The 15,372-nt window shown below is 64.2% G+C and carries 16 protein-coding genes; 12 read left to right on the top strand and 4 right to left on the bottom strand.

The window, feature by feature from the left end; genetic code table 11:
- Positions 1 to 217 precede the first annotated feature (217 nt).
- The 6 genes from rapZ to D1Y84_RS13815 all read left to right on the top strand — a co-directional run bounded on the left by rapZ (position 218) and on the right by D1Y84_RS13815 (position 6,236).
- Positions 218 to 1,096: an RNase adapter RapZ gene (rapZ, locus tag D1Y84_RS13790; RefSeq protein ID WP_370245773.1), complete on the top strand. Its 879-nt coding sequence runs from the start codon at positions 218 to 220 to the stop codon at positions 1,094 to 1,096.
- Positions 1,097 to 1,322: 226 nt separating this feature from the next.
- Positions 1,323 to 3,302, top strand: coding sequence for an ABC transporter ATP-binding protein (locus D1Y84_RS13795; RefSeq protein ID WP_124849206.1), 1,980 nt, complete (start codon positions 1,323 to 1,325; stop codon positions 3,300 to 3,302).
- The gene (locus D1Y84_RS13800) at positions 3,299 to 4,408 is read left to right on the top strand and encodes a YicC/YloC family endoribonuclease (RefSeq protein WP_233581419.1); all 1,110 of its coding nucleotides are present in this window, start codon (positions 3,299 to 3,301) and stop codon (positions 4,406 to 4,408) included. Before D1Y84_RS13795 ends, D1Y84_RS13800 begins: the two co-directional genes overlap by 4 nt.
- Positions 4,409 to 4,466: 58 nt before the next feature.
- On the top strand, positions 4,467 to 5,252 hold the full coding sequence (gmk, locus tag D1Y84_RS13805; RefSeq protein WP_124849207.1) for a guanylate kinase: 786 nt from the start codon (positions 4,467 to 4,469) through the stop codon (positions 5,250 to 5,252).
- Between the two features lie 66 nt (positions 5,253 to 5,318).
- Entirely contained in the window at positions 5,319 to 5,546 is a 228-nt protein-coding gene (gene rpoZ / locus D1Y84_RS13810; protein ID WP_124849208.1) for a DNA-directed RNA polymerase subunit omega, read from the top strand.
- A 45-nt stretch (positions 5,547 to 5,591) separates the two neighbouring features.
- The gene (locus D1Y84_RS13815; protein WP_124849209.1) at positions 5,592 to 6,236 is read left to right on the top strand and encodes a GyrI-like domain-containing protein; all 645 of its coding nucleotides are present in this window, start codon (positions 5,592 to 5,594) and stop codon (positions 6,234 to 6,236) included.
- A 71-nt stretch (positions 6,237 to 6,307) separates the two neighbouring features.
- On the opposite strand, the gene D1Y84_RS13820 is transcribed toward D1Y84_RS13815, so the two are convergent.
- Together D1Y84_RS13820 and D1Y84_RS13825 are read right to left on the bottom strand one after the other, a co-directional pair.
- Positions 6,308 to 7,003: an MOSC domain-containing protein gene (locus tag D1Y84_RS13820; RefSeq protein ID WP_124849210.1), complete on the bottom strand. Its 696-nt coding sequence runs from the start codon at positions 7,001 to 7,003 to the stop codon at positions 6,308 to 6,310.
- 256 nt (positions 7,004 to 7,259) lie between these two features.
- Positions 7,260 to 7,976 (bottom strand): SDR family NAD(P)-dependent oxidoreductase, encoded by a 717-nt coding sequence (locus tag D1Y84_RS13825; protein WP_233581420.1) that lies wholly within the window; start codon positions 7,974 to 7,976, stop codon positions 7,260 to 7,262.
- Positions 7,977 to 8,214: 238 nt separating this feature from the next.
- Here D1Y84_RS13825 and D1Y84_RS13830 point away from each other — a divergent pair, with 238 nt between their 5' ends.
- The 3 genes from D1Y84_RS13830 to D1Y84_RS13840 all read left to right on the top strand — a co-directional run bounded on the left by D1Y84_RS13830 (position 8,215) and on the right by D1Y84_RS13840 (position 10,205).
- On the top strand, positions 8,215 to 8,649 hold the full coding sequence (locus D1Y84_RS13830; protein WP_124849212.1) for a hypothetical protein: 435 nt from the start codon (positions 8,215 to 8,217) through the stop codon (positions 8,647 to 8,649).
- Positions 8,650 to 8,793: 144 nt separating this feature from the next.
- The gene (locus D1Y84_RS13835) at positions 8,794 to 9,567 is read left to right on the top strand and encodes an SDR family oxidoreductase (protein ID WP_124849213.1); all 774 of its coding nucleotides are present in this window, start codon (positions 8,794 to 8,796) and stop codon (positions 9,565 to 9,567) included.
- 146 nt (positions 9,568 to 9,713) lie between these two features.
- Positions 9,714 to 10,205, top strand: coding sequence for a DUF427 domain-containing protein (locus tag D1Y84_RS13840; protein ID WP_124849214.1), 492 nt, complete (start codon positions 9,714 to 9,716; stop codon positions 10,203 to 10,205).
- Positions 10,206 to 10,258: 53 nt separating this feature from the next.
- Here D1Y84_RS13840 and D1Y84_RS13845 read toward each other — a convergent pair whose 3' ends face one another.
- Positions 10,259 to 11,143, bottom strand: coding sequence for an SDR family oxidoreductase (locus tag D1Y84_RS13845; protein WP_124849215.1), 885 nt, complete (start codon positions 11,141 to 11,143; stop codon positions 10,259 to 10,261).
- Between the two features lie 121 nt (positions 11,144 to 11,264).
- Here D1Y84_RS13845 and D1Y84_RS13850 point away from each other — a divergent pair, with 121 nt between their 5' ends.
- The gene (locus D1Y84_RS13850; protein WP_233581421.1) at positions 11,265 to 11,873 is read left to right on the top strand and encodes a TetR/AcrR family transcriptional regulator; all 609 of its coding nucleotides are present in this window, start codon (positions 11,265 to 11,267) and stop codon (positions 11,871 to 11,873) included.
- A 67-nt stretch (positions 11,874 to 11,940) separates the two neighbouring features.
- On the opposite strand, the gene D1Y84_RS13855 is transcribed toward D1Y84_RS13850, so the two are convergent.
- Positions 11,941 to 12,336, bottom strand: coding sequence for a nuclear transport factor 2 family protein (locus D1Y84_RS13855; protein ID WP_124849216.1), 396 nt, complete (start codon positions 12,334 to 12,336; stop codon positions 11,941 to 11,943).
- Between the two features lie 256 nt (positions 12,337 to 12,592).
- Between D1Y84_RS13855 and coaBC the strand changes: the two genes are divergently transcribed.
- Together coaBC and D1Y84_RS13865 are read left to right on the top strand one after the other, a co-directional pair.
- On the top strand, positions 12,593 to 13,852 hold the full coding sequence (gene coaBC / locus D1Y84_RS13860; RefSeq protein WP_124849217.1) for a bifunctional phosphopantothenoylcysteine decarboxylase/phosphopantothenate--cysteine ligase CoaBC: 1,260 nt from the start codon (positions 12,593 to 12,595) through the stop codon (positions 13,850 to 13,852).
- Positions 13,853 to 14,333: 481 nt separating this feature from the next.
- On the top strand, positions 14,334 to 15,335 hold the full coding sequence (locus D1Y84_RS13865; RefSeq protein WP_124849218.1) for a uracil-DNA glycosylase family protein: 1,002 nt from the start codon (positions 14,334 to 14,336) through the stop codon (positions 15,333 to 15,335).
- Positions 15,336 to 15,372: the final 37 nt, after the last annotated feature.

Consider the following 15,372-nt stretch of genomic DNA (forward strand, 5'->3'; position numbering starts at 1 on the left):
AGTGGGGGCGACAGGATGGTCGCCCTTCACGCCTCTCCCACGCAGTCGAAGTACGCCGAAGCGCTTCAAGAGCGGCTGGTCACGCCCTGACCAGGCTGCCCAGCAGGTACCCCGGGTGAGCCGTTCCCGGTCACGGTGTCCACAAGTGTCATAGACTAGCTGCAACGCGCCGCGTTCCCTTGATCCTGATCGAGGGTCGCGGCGCCAAGCAGCTATCGTGAGCGAATCGACCCCAATCCGCGAACTTGTGGTTCTCACCGGGCTTTCCGGATCAGGCAAGGGCTCTGCCCTCAAAGCCTTTGAGGATCTCGGCTACTATTCCGTCGACAACCTACCGATCGAGCTATTACCGCCGTTTGCTGAGCTCATCGCCAACAGCCCCGCCTTCCGCAAGGCTGCCATTGTTGTGGATATTCGCGAAGGCCGCGCGCTCGAAGACCTGCCCGCAACACTGCTGCGCATGCGCAAGACACTGCCCGTCACCATCGTCTACCTCGAGGCCGCCCGCTCCGCACTGCTGCGCCGCTACTCGGAAACCCGTCGCCCACACCCGCTTGGTGCTGACGAAAGCGTGGAATCGTCGCTCGACGCAGAGCGCGAACTGCTCGATCCCGTGCGCAACGTGGCTGACGTGGTGCTTGAAACCACCAACTTCAACGTGCATGAGCTGCGCGCCTACCTGCAGACCCGCTTTGGCCCAGACGCCGGAGTTGCCGCGGGCAAGAGCCTCCTGGTCTCGGTCAACAGCTTCGGTTATAAAAATGGCGTCCCGCTTGGCGCCGACCTCGTCCTCGACGTACGCTTCCTGCCCAATCCCCACTTCATCCCAGAGTTCCGCCCCCTCACCGGGCAGGATCGCGAGGTCATCGACTATGTTGGCGGCTTCCCGCAAACCCGGGAGTTCCTCGACAAGACGGTCGACCTGCTGCTCTTCCTGCTGCCGCACTACGTGCACGAGGGAAAGAGCTACCTGACCATCTCCTTTGGCTGCACCGGCGGGCAGCATCGCTCCGTCATGATCGCCGAAGAGGTCAGTCGCCGCCTCGCGGCCCACGATTACCGCGTCAAGATCGCGCATCGCGACATGCCTCGCTGAGCATGCGTCGTCCACGTCGCGACTCCCCGTCCGCCTCGCCCCGCCTTTCCGCCGTGCCCGTGACCCTCAAATCCCGGGCAGCTGCGTCGCCCGGCCCGCTACACTGGGTGTTTAGTCCCGGCATGCCAAAGTCCCTTCGCCCATCCGCGAACCGTACCTGCTTCACCCCCGGCCGCGCCCAGCAGGGCAGGGCAGCCGCACAGGCCCGCCGCCCGGAGCCAGGCCGATGAAGCGCATTCTCCGCCTGCTCGGCTACCTCCGGCACTTCATTCCGCACACGTTGGCTGCTGTGCTGCTCATGGCCATGGTCGGCCTGCTCGAAGCGTTCCGCCTCCTGCTCATCAAGCCCATCTTTGACAACGTGCTGCACCCCGGCGCGACCCAGGCGCAGCAGCAGGCACTGCCGCTGCTCGGCGGCTTCAACGCTCGCTTCGGCTCCCGCATCCAGCTCGACCTCCATGCACTGGTCCCACCCTTCCTCCATAACGAGTGGGACGTGGTGGCCTTCACCCTGGTCGCCGCGACCCTGCTCAAGAGTCTCTGCGACTACTTCGGCACGTACCTCGTCAACTACGCCGGTTTCGGCATGATCACCGCCCTGCGCGACGACCTGTACGAAAGCATGCTCCGCCGGTCCATCTCCTTCTTCCAGCGCCACAGCACCGGCACGCTGCTCTCCACGCTCATCAACGACATCGAGCGGGTGCAGTTCGCGATGTCTTCGGTCTTATCGGACTTCCTGCAGCAACTGTTCACCCTGATCTTCACTTTGTGTGTGGTCATCATGCTGGGCGGCAAGCTCGCCTGGCTGCTGCTGATCTTCGTTCCTGTTGTGGCCCTCTCGGTCCGCCGTATCGGCCGCAACGTCCGTACCACCACTCGCGGCGGCCAGGATAAGCTCGCCGAGATCCAGAACATCCTGCACGAAACCATCACCGGCAACCGCATCGTCAAAGCGTTCAACATGGAGCGGTGGGAGCTCGGCCGGTTTCGTGAAGCTGCTCGCCGCCTGTTCCGCGCCAACCTGCGTTCGGTGCGCGCCCAGGCCCTGTCTTCGCCGCTGATGGACGCGATCGGCGCGGTCGCCATCGCGCTGCTGCTGCTGGTGGGCCGCGGCCAGATCCAGCACACCGGCATGACTACCGGCCAGTTCTTCGCCTTTCTGGTCGCGCTGTTCAAGCTCTACGACCCGGTTCGAAAGTTCGCGCTTTACTACAACAACTTCCAGCAGGCCCTGGGCGCGTCCAGCGAGATCTTCCGCTTCATGGACGATCAGGACGAGCTGCCCGAGCGGCCCGGTGCGCTGCGGCTCAAAGGCTTCCGGCACGCCATCCAGCTGGAAGATGTCGGTTTCCAGTACGACCAGGCACCCGCTGCCGATCATGTTGCTGTGGAAGCCCCTGCTGCCGTTGCAGACCTGGATCGATCCGATGAAGCCAGCCCCGACGTCGACCGCCTCCGGGCCCCGGCCACCCTCGCCTCCATCAATCTCACCATCCACGAGGGCGAGGTCATCGCGCTTGTGGGCCCGTCCGGCGCCGGCAAGTCCACCCTGGCCAACCTGATCCCGCGCTTCTTCGACGTCACCTCCGGCCGGATCCTCATCGACGGACACGACCTTCGCGATGTGGCCCTGCGCTCGCTGCGCGAGCAGATCGGCACCGTCACGCAGGAGACCATCCTGTTCAACGACACGATCCGCAACAACATCGCCTACGGCCTGCCCGACGTACCCATGGCCCGCGTCCGGGAGGCTGCCCGCTGCGCCCTGGCGCATGACTTCATCGAGCGCCTGCCCGACGGCTACAACACCCATATCGGCGAAAAAGGCTTCCGGCTTTCCGGCGGTGAACGCCAGCGTATCGCGATCGCCCGCGCCCTGCTCAAGGACGCCCCCATTCTTATCCTCGACGAAGCCACCTCCTCGCTCGACGCCGAAAGCGAGTCGCTGGTGCAGCCCGCGCTCGGCAACCTCATGAGCGGCCGCACCGTGATCGTCATCGCCCACCGCCTGTCCACCGTGCGCCGCGCCACCCGCATTGGCGTCATGGAAGCGGGACGGCTCACCGCTATCGGCACCCACGAAGAACTCATGCACCAGTCCGCCACCTACCAGCGCCTGCATGAGCTCCAGTTCGGCGACCTCGCGGCACCTCTCGCCAGCGCCCCTGCTGGCTCCATCGCTAACGAGGAGACGCGCGCGTGAAGGCAACCGAAGCAGCCCACCCGGACTCGAAAACCACTGCCGTGCCAATCCACGGGGCCGCGCCCGAAATGCATCTCGAGCCAGTTTCCGCACCGGTGCCGGAAACTGCCACGGCGGCAGATATTTTGCAGCCACGCACGCCCATCGCCGCACCCAGCGCGACCTCTATCGCTTCCATGACCGGGTACGCTCGCGTCTCGGCCCGCAACGGCGACGCCCCCGCACTCACACTCACGCTCAAGAGCATCAACCACCGCTTTCTCGACCTCCAACTCCGCCTGCCCACCGGCGCAGAATCTGCCGAGTCCCACATCCGCGCCGAGCTCAAACAGCAGCTTGCCCGTGGGCACATCGAGTGCACCCTCACCCTCGATCGCACCACCCGGCGCGAGCAGGGCGACCGCCGCGCTGTTCCCACGCACTTCGACCTCAACGCGCTCGGCACCTACGTCGCCAACTTCCGCGCTGCCGCCGCCCTGTTCCAGCTCACCTCCGAGCCCGATCTCAACCTGGCCGCGCGCCTGCCTGGCATGCTCCTTTCCGCGCCCGACCCCAGGGAGGAGACCGCCGCCGAGGAGCAGGCCACGCTCGACGCCCTGCTCGCCCGTGAGGTCCCTGCGCTGCTCGCCGAGGCCATCGCCCAACTCCGCACCATGCGCCTGCGCGAGGGCGCCGCACTGGCCGCCATCCTGTCCGAGGCGCTGGACCGGCTCGAAGGTCATGTCACCGAGGTGGCCGGCCTCCGCAACACCGTCCAGCAGGCGCACTTCGACCGCATCTCCGAACGCCTCGATGCGCTGGTCGGCCGCGCCTTTGACCGTGACCGCGTGCTTGCCGAGGCCGCGCTGCTGGCGGAACGCGGCGATGTGGAAGAAGAACTCGCTCGCATGCGCACCCACGTCGCCCACTTCCGCGCGCTGCTCCAGGGCGGCGGCGAAGCCGGCAAGAAGCTCGACTTTCTCCTGCAGGAGATGAACCGCGAAGCCAATACCCTTCTGTCCAAAACCGCCGGCGTCACCGGTGGCTCGGCCCGGATCACGGAGTGCGGTCTCGCTATGAAGGCCGAGATCGAAAAGCTCCGCGAGCAGGTCCAGAACCTCGAATAATCCGGCGCCCTCAACCCATCCGCGCATCCCCACCCATCCCATCAAAGCAAGGACATACGTGGCAGGCATTCTCTACATCATCTCGGCCCCCTCCGGCTCCGGTAAATCCACCCTGGTCGCGCAGATCCGTTCCCTTGTCGCCGACCTCGAGTTCTCCGTTTCCTACACCACCCGCGCGCCCCGCGGTTCTGAAGAGAGCGGCCGCGAATACCACTTCATCTCTGTTGCCGAGTTCGAGCGAATGATTGCCGAAGACGCATTTATGGAGTACGCCGACGTCTTCGGCAACTACTACGGCACCGCCCGCAAATCGCTCACCGACGCCACCGCCCACGGCAAGGACCTGCTGCTCGACATCGACGTGCAGGGGGCCGAGCAGGTGCGCATGCGCATGCCCGAAGCGGTCACCATCTTTGTGCTGCCGCCCACCCCGGAGATCCTGGAAGCCCGCCTTCGCAACCGCTCCCGCGCCGAGGGGCTGCTTGACGACGCCGTGATCGCCCGCCGCCTCGCCAAGGCCCGCTCCGAGATCGGCAACTACGATCGTTATCGATATGTGCTGCTCAATGACGTTTTAGATATCGCGGTGGACGAACTTTCAGCTATTGTGGCGGTGGAACGAGTTCGCGCTACCCCGGCCGTCCACTCCGACCACGAGCAGCAACTAAATTCAGATCTGGCACGGCTTGAAACACTTGCAGCAGGCTGCCGGCAGCAGGGCATTCGTTCCCGACTCGCTCCAGTCCTTGCCGCATTCGGGATCCAGCCCGATCGCAGCATCGCAACACCGCAACAGGCAGAGCCCACCGCAACACCATTCGATACGGCGAAGCCGATCCGGTAGGGGAGCAGACCAGACAAAAGCCAGTTAGATCAAAGCATGCAGAGCCGCACCTCCCGGAGGCAGTTCATGAAGCTTGAGCAGGATTTCGACAGCAATTTCCGCTACGTCATCGTGGCCGCGCGCCGCGCCCGTCAGTTGCAGAACGGCTCCACGCCCCTGCTGCTGTCCCCGTCCTCCAAGGCATCCAAGATCGCCCAGCACGAAATCAAGGCCGGTCTGGTGGCCCATGTCCGCCACGAAACCCCGGTGATCAAGCCTGGCTTCGACGCTCCCGAAATCCCGCGCTTCGTCTGACCGCGCGGCATGTAGCGCATTGTCACGATGCGCGGATAATCCAGGGTGCCGCTCGTGCGCGTGACGGCTACCCAGGCCGGCGCCTTGGGCACTTGGTGGGCGGCTGGCACGATCGAGCAGGAGCGGAGCCGGTATATCGCTCCCCTTGCCGCCAAGGTAGTTGAGGGTCCGGCCCTCGGCTGGCCAGGCCCGCGCACATGTTGGGAACGCACCATGATCGACACACCGCAGCTCCACCAGACCGAGCCCCTTCACTACGCATGCACCCGGCGCATCGTTCCGCTCCATGCCATCGCCGCAGTCATGGGTCCCGCTTTGACCGTGGTGAGTACTGCCATGCAGGCGCAGGGGCTCCAACCCTCCGGTCCCTGGTTCACCCACCACCTGGTCCGTCCGGTGGACCACTTCGATTTCGAGGTGTGCTTCCCCGTGGCGCAGCCCATCGTCCCCACAGGCGCGGGGGATGAGGCCGTGTACCCCGGCATCTGGCCCGCACAGCGCGTCGCCCGCACCATCTACCACGGCGACTACTCCGGGCTTCCGCACGCCTGGGGCAAGTTCGAGCAATGGATCAACGCGGAGAGTCTCGGCGGCGGCAGCGAGTTCTGGGAGGTCTACAGCCTCAATCCCAACGACGACCCCGATCCCTCCCACTGGCGCACCCAACTGAACTGGCCGATACCCGGCTAGCCCATCGAGGCTGAAACTGCCTCACCCGGCTTTCCCTGGCTTGACAAGGCGTTGCGATGCGACGAGCGGGTTCAATCCTGTTCTTCGTCAACCTGCTCCTTCATCGTGGCAGTCCAATGTGTGTCCCGGGCCTCAAGCTTCTGCCGTGCCTGGTGCTTCCACCAGGTTTCAAGCCCCGGCATCTCAAGCATGCTCCGGGCAAAGTCGGGGTCGAAATCCAGGTACATGCACCGATTGATCGATGGGATGGAGCCACTCCGGTTGAGTCTTTTCTCGAGCAACCATTGGTCGCCGCACTGCAGAGTGCCCGGCTGCAGCACTCGCAGGTAAAACCCTGTCCTGTTCTCGCGGATAGTCTGTTTCACCCAGTCAGGCCGCCCGATTCGCCGAGCTAGGTTGGCGCACGGCACGCGCGGGCCACTTACCTGTACGAGTGCCGTTCCAAGACGTACGTGATCTCCCACATGCACCTGGTCCTCGGTTATGCCCGCAAGCGTGATGTTTTCGCCAACGGCGCCAGCTTTGAGGCCCATGTGGAAGCGCGCATTCCAGAACTGGTAGTGGTCAGCCATGTGCACACAGAGCGCCGCGCCCGCGCCGCCGTGGTAGGGCTGTGTCACCTTGTCACCGGCAAGGCCGCTGAAAGAAACCGCAACCGGCTCGTCCGTGCGTTCGCGAAAGATGGACGACGTCCATGTTCCACGCGCATCAGTGAGCAGCCTGGGCTGGCCTGTAAACACTGCCGCAACGAAGGCTTCTTGCGCCATGTCTCCGCATTCTAAGCCGAGGTGTCAGCACTGGCGATAACTACTAACCGGCTTGCCAAAACCTGGGCTCAATTGGACTTACTGGGCTGGTCAAGTTGCCGAGATCTGGACTCGAGGAAAAAACCAAGAAGGGGATCAGTTGATAGAGGTGCAATTGACGGGACTCATCTCTGCGGGCGTTCAATGCCTGCCTTGATAAGTACATCGCCTGTCCTTACCAGTCAGGGATGTTCGAGGGATTGCTCCCTGTAAGCCGCTATGTCAGGCTCAGACCTCCGTCGGAGACCACGATTTCACCCGTTAGATAATCGGAAGCGATCAGCATCATGACGATCTGCGCGATATCGTTCGGACTGGCTGGTCGACGCATGGGTGAACGCTCTCTCCAAAGTTGCTGGGCAGCGGTCCAATCGGCGGTCAGCGGCGTGTTCACCAGTCCAGGGGCGACCGCGTTCACCCGAATGTCAGGAGCGAGCGATAGGGCCAGTAGGCGGGTGACATGATTCAACGCTGCTTTGGACGCGGCGTAAGGAATGGACGCGCCCCTGGGACGGACGCCAGCGTGGGAGCTGATATTGACCACACATCCCGCTCGACCGAGGCCGACTGCGGCGCGCAGAGCACCTTCAGCTTCCGCCACAAGGCGAAACGGGGCGACCACGTTGACTTCGTAGAGCTCGCGCCAGAGATCGGGCGAAGCTGCCATGAGATTGGTATGCGGAATCACACGACTCATGCCTGCGTTGTTCACAAGCACATCAAGGCGGCCCCAACGAGAAACCGCCTCCCCTACCAGTCTGATCCGATCAGTATCTTCGGCGAGATCGGCCTGAAGGTAAATAGCGTTTCCAAGCTGGGTGGCCAGTGCGTGCCCTGCTTTTGCAGAACTGCGCGAGTGCAGCACGATGGCGTACCCTTCGTTGGACAACCGGCGGGCTATGGCAGCACCAATGCCAGAAGTGGAGCCGGTCACGAGGGCAACCGGAAAAGAGCCAGAATTTTGAACGTCCGTGTGGGATCTCACACGATCATTATCGGTTGGGCTTGTGGCTACAACACGACCCTGTTCGTTATAGCGCGCATCTCGGAAGCAGGGCGGATGGGAATGCCCATCATCGATAGTGATCGTGTCTCAATGCGTGCGTTCGCAAAATGGGCCGCTCTGCGAGTCTTGATGAATGGTCAGGTCTTAAGACGGTCAGGATGCCGATTTGCGCAATGCCAACCAGCTCGCCAAAGCAGTGATCACGGTAGAAATAATGTCGAATGGCAAGCCTGTTCTCTTCCTCATAGATGAAATCGTGAGCGGCACAAACTCTCAAGACCGAAGAGCCGCAGCCGAAATCATCATCCAGGCTTTGCTGGCAGCCGGCGCTATCGGGGCTCTGTCCACGCATGACCTGTCCCTGACCGAGCTCGCCGCAAACCCGGAAACCAATGCGGGTCTCGTACACATGGGTAATCAGGATGCTGATCGACCACTTGAGTTCGATTACAGGCTTCGCCCTGGCGTCGCAAGCCAGGCGAATGCGCTCGCCCTCGTGCGCATGGTGGGTATCACAAAGCTGCATGCAGACAGGGAGCTTTGCGCAGGGAGCATGGGTGACAACGTGTCTCCGGAGCGTCAGAAAGGATGTCGTCAATAGCCGCCGCATAGACAGAGCCACGCTTCGCACGGACCAGCAACCCGCCCGAAACGCATCCCTTAAAAGCCACCGCGTGCGGCACAGTCCAGCAACCATCGGCTGCGTAGAGAATCCAATTACCTCAAGACCCAGGAGACATGCTCCATGCAGACCACAGGCAACACCATTCTCATCACCGGCGGCGGCTCCGGCATCGGCCGCGCGCTCGCTGAGTCTTTCCACGCCCTTGGCAACCAGGTCATCATTGCCGGCCGGCGTCAAAATGTTCTGGACGAGGTCACCGCCGCAAACCCCGGCATCCAGTCCCTCACCCTCGACATCGAGAGCCCCGAGGCGATCCAGCAGTTCGCCACTGCGCTTACCGGGAAGTTCCCAACCCTTAATGCCGTGATCCACAACGCCGGCATCATGAAGCCCGAGAAGCTCACCGCCGGCCCAGGCAATCTCGCCACCGCCGAGTCCATCATCACCACCAACCTGCTCGGCCCTATCCGGCTCAATACCGCACTGCTGCCCCACCTGCTGCAGCAGCCACGAGCCGCCATCCTTACCGTCTCCTCCGGCCTCGCGTTCCTTCCCATGGCGCCCACGCCGACCTACTGCGCCACCAAGGCCGCCATCCACTCCTACTCGCAGTCGCTGCGCTACCAGCTCAAAGACACCGCCATCCAGGTCATCGAACTCGTGCCGCCCTACGTTCAGACCGAGCTTATGGGGGCCCACCAGGCCTCCGACCCAAATGCCATGCCGCTCAACGACTACATCTCCGAGACGATCGAGCTGCTCAAGACCCAGCCCGCCGCCCACGAGATCCTGGTCGAACGCGTCAAGCCGCTGCGCTTCTCCGACGGCCAGAACGAAGGCTACGATGCCTTCTTCGAGAAGTTCAACCACCAGGCTGCTGCGCACGTCAATTAGCAAAGGGCAACGCAAAAGCGCCTGCGCGGCTGGCGCCCACTTCGTGGCGAATAATGTCTTCAAAGCTTCTGAACGAGAAACCGCCATGAAGTGGCCGCCAGCCGCGCAGGCGGTTTTCCTCTGCAGCTTGATTGCGAGGTACCCCCATGGCCCAGCCACCCATTGAGTCCGTATGGGACTACCCCCGTCCCCCACGCCTTGAAACAACGCCGCAACGCATCCGCGTTCTGCACGCCGGGCATACTATCGCTGATACCGCGACCAGCGTCCAGCCCGCCCTGCGCATCCTTGAAACCAGCCACCCGCCCGTTTACTACCTGCCCCGTGCCGCAGTCGACCTGTCGTTGCTGACCGCTTCCGGTGCCCGGCAGAGTTTCTGCGAATTCAAGGGCCTGGCGACCTATTGGTCACTCACCATCCCCGGCTACGCTTCGCCAGACCTGGCCTGGTCCTACGAGGCTCCCACCGCCGCCTACTCCGCCCTGCGCGGCCACCTCGCCTTCTACGCCTCCCGCGTCGACCAGTGCTGGGTCGACGACGAGCGCGTCGTTCCCCAGCCTGGCGACTTCTACGGCGGCTGGATCACCAGCAATCTCCGCGGACCCTTCAAAGGCGATCCCGGCACTCTCCACTGGTAGACGTGCTCGCCCCTGCCTCGTTCGCGGGGCGAGCCGTCAGCCTGACTTGCCTGTCAGTACTGCATGTTTCGCAGATCCTCGATCAGGCCCGGTCCGGCCGGGTCCCACCCAAGCGCCTGCTGGGTCCACGCACTGGATGCCGGCATGTCCAGTGTCGCGAAGTGCCCGAACGGCCCGAAATGTTCTCCGGCCTTCTCCGGCGCGATCGACACAACCGGCAGCTTCAGCCCTGCGCCGGTAGCCTCCGCAATCGCGCGCAGCGACACACCTTCTTCGCCTACCGCGTGATACGTCGCGACGCCTGCACCTGTCTTCTCCACCGCAAGCTGGTACAGCCGTGCCACGGCTCCAAGCGGAGCGGCAGCCCAGCGATTCGCGCCGTCTCCCACATACGCGGCAACGCCCTTGTTGCGGGCAATCTGGATAAGGTACGTCACCAGCCCCTGCTTCCACGTGTCGTGCACCTGCGGCAGCCGCACGATGCCTACGTGCACGCCCCGCTCTGCCACTGCGCGCGCCGCATGCTCCGGCTTGCGGGGAATTGACGGCAGATCGATCGCAGGGTCGGTCTCCACGCGCACCTGGCCTGGAGCGGCTGCCGTGATGCCAATCCCCGAGGTCACCACCAGCAGCTTGCCAGGCTCGAGCGCCCCGCCAAGCACGCCGATAGCCTCGATCTCCTCCTGGGCGCTTTGCGCAAAGCGCGACCAGTCATGGTTAAACGCAAGGTTCACCACGGCGTCCATCCCGGTTGCTCCGGTACGCAGGCTGTCCAGGTTTGTCAGGTCTCCGTGGTGCGCCTCCGCGCCTGCCGCCCGCAGCTGTTCGGCACCCTGCTCGCTTCGCGTCAGCCCACGGACCTGGTGCCCAGCCGCCAGAAGGCCCTTGATCAGTTCCGTTCCGATAAACCCTGTCGCCCCGGTTACAAATACTCGCATCGACTCTCCTCCTGCTGTTTGCCGGCTTGCCGCGCACACGCGCCAGTCCGGAAGTGATCGACCAGCCTCCGCATAAACGGAGGCAATCTCCGCTTATTGGAGAACAGGAGAGAGTCTCCGGTTGCACAAAATTCTGCGAAACTGGCATATGCCGTTGCCGCCGCCAGCCCGCAAGCCTCGTGCCGACGCTGAACGCAACCGTGCACGCATCCTCGAGGTCGCCCGGCACGTGTTCACCCGGGACGGTGCCGACGCCACACTCGACGACATCGCTCGCGAGTCAAAGCTCGGCCCAGGCACGCTTTACCGGCACTTTCCCACCCGTGACGCCCTGGTCGAAGCCGTCTATCGGGACGAGGTCGAAAGATTGGCGGCCGCTGGCGAGCGCTTCGCCGCAACCCGCGCCCCGCTCGATGCCCTGCGCGCCTGGATGCTGCTGTTCATCGACCACGTGGCTGGGAAGAAACTGATCCTGGCGGCCATGGACACTGTGCCGGGTGGCTCTGCACGCCTGATCGAGGGCGCCCGCAGCATCACGCTGCTCGTGTTCCACACCCTGTTCGAGCGCGCCGTTGAAGCCGGCGCACTGCGCCGAGACGTCGACCCCGACGACTTCATCCGTGCCTTTATCGGCGTCTTCCACACCACGGCGGTACCCGGCTGGGAGGCAAGCGCCCGCCGTATCGTCGACATCCTCATCGCCGGCTCACGCCCCACACTTGGCCCTTAGAACACCCGGCACAACCGGGCGCCAACCGCGCCTGCGGCTGCACGCTTCCCGGCTTTCTCAGCCCTGCTTACGACCGATGAGAAAACGCTGCTGACGGAGCATCTGCCGCACCGGTCTCGTCTCCAAGGTCCATTGCGGCGATCCTGCCATCCTGCACCGTGAATACGTGCGCGACCTCGGCATCGGCCAGCAGTTCACCGCCCAGGCTCCGAACCACCTGGTGCACCCGGACCTGCCACCGTCCGCCGTCCTGTTCCGTAATCGCCAGAGGCTCAACCCGCGGATCGAACTCGCTCCACTGCCGGGTCCAGTACGCGCGAATCTCGGCTTTTCCCACCACCTTGCCGCCCTCCGAAGCCTTGGGCCAGCTCACGTCCTCTGTCATCAACGCTAGGGCCGCATCCACGTCCCGCCCGTTAAAGGCCGCGTACGCTTCACGAAGCAAGCTCTCTGTGTTCGCCATCGTTCCTGTTCCTCCTGTGTCCGCCCGGCGTCGCAATGGTGCGACTTGGCTGAACCCCAATATCATCGTTGAGCTACCACCACCCGCGAAAGGGAAGCGGCGGATTTCTTCACCTTTCGAAGGGAGTCCGCGCGCTATGCGTGCCACTCCACGCCCAGGCGGCATCTTCAATGGGTCTCACCCCGTTTTTCCACGCGCACTCCGCTGCCACCTGCCCGTTACAATAAGGTGAACCTGATCGCGGAGGCCCCCTCGCATGAAGATCACCCTGGCAGTCACCGGCGGCATCGCTGCATACAAGGCAGTGGAACTGCTTCGCGCACTGCAGACCAAGGCGCTCGACGTGCAGGTGGTCATGACCGAGGGCGCACAACGCTTCGTGCAGCCCCTCACCTTTGCCGCGCTTTCCGGCCACCGCGTCATCACCGGCCTCTGGGATGAACAAATCCTCGACGAAGCCTCCGGCGCTACGCCCGCCATGGAGCACATTGCGCTGGCCCAGTCCACCGAGGCCCTGGTGATCGCGCCCGCCTCCGCTGACTCGCTGGCCCGCCTCGCGCAGGGCCGCGTTGACGACTTCCTCGGCTCGCTCTATCTCGCCACTCTGGCGCCCGTCATCATCGCGCCGGCCATGAACGTCCGCATGTGGGAGCACCCGGCAACGCAGGCAAACATCGCTCTGCTTGAAGCCCGCGGCGCGACCATCGTCGCCCCCAACAACGGCGCGCTTGCCTGCGGCATGCAGGGCACCGGCCGCCTCGCCGAGCCCTCCGCCATCGTGGAAGCCGTGCTTGGTGTGCTCCATCACTCGGAAGACCTCGCCGGCGAAACGGTGCTGATCACTGCGGGCGGCACCCGCGAGGCAGTTGACCCCGTCCGCTTCCTCGGTAATCGCTCCTCCGGCAAGATGGGCTACTCTCTGGCCGAGGCCGCACGCCGCCGCGGCGCACGCGTCATTCTCGTTTCCGCGCCCACTGCGTTACGAGCGCCCATAGGTTGCGAGGTCGTGCCGGTCATCACGGCAGACCAGATGCGCGACGCCGTATTTGCCCGCCTGCCCGGCACCACCATGGTGATCATGTCGGCCGCCGTTGCCGACTACAAGCCGCGCGCCATTGCCGAACAGAAGCTTCGCCGCTCCGGCCCGCTCACCCTCGAGCTCGAGCCTACCGAGGACATCCTCGCCGCCATCGTGCAGCGCCGCGAGCCTGGCATGCTCGTGATCGGCTTTGCCGCCGAAACGCAGGACGTTTTCGCCTCGGGGCGCGCCAAGCTCATGCGCAAGGGCGTCGATGCCATCGTGCTCAACGACGTCTCCCGCGAAGGTATCGGCTTCGACTCCGACTCAAACGCGGCGACCTTCCTCACCGCCTCCACCGCCGCCGACCTCCCCGAGATGTCCAAACGTGCCCTTGCCGACCGCATCCTCGGTGAGGTCATGCAGCTCCGCCGCCCCCAGCGTCTTATGGCCGAAACCGGCAGCCACACTCCCTCGATCCTGCCTACTCGACCATAGCCTCAGCCTTGCGAGTCTCGGAAGGCTGCTTTCACTTCTCGACATGCGCGCCGCGAAGGTAAAAGCGTCGCCACCCTTGCGACCGCGGACTCACCCCAGCAACTTACGGGTGCCCCATGTCTCGCTTCTGAGACGTGGGCTGAGGAGAAGCCCTCCTTCCACCCGCCGCAATCCACAACCGTGGAATCGAACACCCTGTGCTTCCCCTACCCATATTTCCCGTGCGGCACGGATTGATCACTGAAGCGCAGGCAGAGACGAATCCGCGCAGCCCAGAACTCCCTCCGGTTGCGCGTCGCTCGAGCCACAAACCCTATGCCTCTCCGCGGTCCACGCTGCTGTTCGAGGGTCACCAACAACGCCGCCTGCAAAGCGGCTTAAACTCACAGTATGGTTCCCGCAGCTTTCCCAGCCATGGCGACGAGTTCGCTCGCCGAGCCGACGAAGAACCAAGCTCCTCAAACGAGCAACACCCGCTGACATGCCGCGCATCCTCTCGCCACAAGCCGCCGCCGCTCTCCGCGCCCAGGTCGCCTTCCTCCGCGACCTCGGCATCTACGACTTTTATCGTCATCCCGTCGACGCGACCGGATACGCATCCTCCGCATCCTCCGCATCTGCCACTCACGTAGTTGTAAATACAGAGCCAGCAGCAACAGCCACGTCCCACTCCGTTCCCGCCGTCACTGTCCTGCCGGAACCTCCGCACCAGGTGCCCGCAACGACACCATCGTCGGCCCCTCGCGACGAAGCCCCCGGCAACCAGGGCAGGGAAGTCAACGAGCCCCGCCCGCAGCCCACCCCTCACACGCCCGAACCAGACCCGTCCCCGGAGGACCACGAGATCGCCGCCCGTAAACGCGCCCTGCCCAACCCGCTCCCAGCCGTCTTCCCGGGCATCGAGATCCCGTCTGCCGGCCGCCCTGCCGCCCTCCAGAACATCCGCGACATCATCGGCGATTGCACCCGCTGCCCCCTCGCGTTTGCCGGTCGCAACACCATCGTCTTCGGCGACGGCGACCCCAATGCCCGCCTGCTCTTTGTGGGTGAAGGCCCTGGCGCCGACGAGGATGCCTCCGGCATCCCGTTCATCGGCAAGGCCGGCCAGTTGCTCAACAACATGATCACCGCCATGGGCCTGCGCCGCGAAGACGTCTACATCGCCAACATCGTCAAGTGTCGCCCCCCGGCCAACCGCGTGCCCGAGCCCGAGGAAGCGAATACCTGCTCGCCCTTCCTGCTCGAGCAGATCGGTGTGATCCGCCCCGACGTCATCGTCGCGCTCGGGTCCACCGCCGCCACCTACCTGCTCGGCGCCAAGAGCCCGCTCTCGGCTCTGCGCGGACGCGTGCATCCGGCCCTTGGCACGCGCCTTATCGTGACGTACCACCCGGCCTACCTGCTGCGCGATCCGCGCCAGAAGAAAGAAGCCTGGGCCGATCTCCAGATCGCGATGCGGGAGCTCACCACCCCCTCCCGCTAGCCCCGGCCCGGCTTTCCCATTCCTGGAAACAGGGCAA

Origin of the sequence: Acidipila sp. EB88 (genome assembly GCF_003858395.1) — a bacterium.
GTDB lineage: Bacteria > Acidobacteriota > Terriglobia > Terriglobales > Acidobacteriaceae > EB88.

Coding starts and splice junctions, on each gene's coding strand:
- D1Y84_RS13795 (WP_124849206.1), top strand. CDS start 1,323: ATGAAGCGCATTCTCCGCCTGCTCGGCTACCTCCGGCACTTCATTCCG.
- rpoZ (WP_124849208.1), top strand. CDS start 5,319: ATGAAGCTTGAGCAGGATTTCGACAGCAATTTCCGCTACGTCATCGTG.
- D1Y84_RS13820 (WP_124849210.1), bottom strand. CDS start 7,003: ATGGCGCAAGAAGCCTTCGTTGCGGCAGTGTTTACAGGCCAGCCCAGG.
- D1Y84_RS13835 (WP_124849213.1), top strand. CDS start 8,794: ATGCAGACCACAGGCAACACCATTCTCATCACCGGCGGCGGCTCCGGC.
- D1Y84_RS13840 (WP_124849214.1), top strand. CDS start 9,714: ATGGCCCAGCCACCCATTGAGTCCGTATGGGACTACCCCCGTCCCCCA.
- D1Y84_RS13845 (WP_124849215.1), bottom strand. CDS start 11,143: ATGCGAGTATTTGTAACCGGGGCGACAGGGTTTATCGGAACGGAACTG.
- D1Y84_RS13855 (WP_124849216.1), bottom strand. CDS start 12,336: ATGGCGAACACAGAGAGCTTGCTTCGTGAAGCGTACGCGGCCTTTAAC.
- coaBC (WP_124849217.1), top strand. CDS start 12,593: ATGAAGATCACCCTGGCAGTCACCGGCGGCATCGCTGCATACAAGGCA.
- D1Y84_RS13865 (WP_124849218.1), top strand. CDS start 14,334: ATGCCGCGCATCCTCTCGCCACAAGCCGCCGCCGCTCTCCGCGCCCAG.